The 406-nt window shown below is 62.2% G+C and carries 1 protein-coding gene and 1 pseudogene; one reads left to right on the forward strand and one right to left on the reverse strand.

The features are described from left to right. Positions 1-191, forward strand: a pseudogene (locus AC1DKD_RS42320) (copper resistance protein CopQ); the annotation flags it as partial. Positions 192-211: 20 nt separating this feature from the next. Here the strand turns inward: AC1DKD_RS42320 and AC1DKD_RS42325 are convergent. Further along, a partial coding sequence (locus AC1DKD_RS42325; RefSeq protein WP_477144878.1) for a hypothetical protein occupies positions 212-406 on the reverse strand: 195 nt, incomplete at its 5' end.

Below are 406 nucleotides of genomic sequence, written 5' to 3' on the forward strand. Positions count from 1 at the left end.
GCGGCAAGTTCGACCCGTTCACCGAAGGTGCCCGTGTCGGCAAGTTCGACCCGTACACCGACGGCGCCCGCATCGTCGCTGRCCTGGACCGTACCGGCGTGTCGGCTTCCCCGGCCCGTAGCGTCGATGCCTACACGGATGGCGCCCGTACCGGCAAGTTCGATGTATTCACCGAAGGCGCCAACGCCTGAACGCGATGCCGTGAAGTGAATCAACCTGTCAGCCAATGAGTCTGGTGGTGCATGCAAAGAGCCGGTAGCACCGGCTTTTTGCCATTGATACCGGGAACAACCTCCGGCCAGGGCACCGCCAACGCTTCCCGAGGGTCCGCCGAAAGGTGGATGTATGCCATATGACCACCCAATCCGTACGCGAACAACTGCTTGAGCACACCCTGGTGCTGGTG

The organism is Cupriavidus sp. 05T313, from assembly GCF_056396665.1.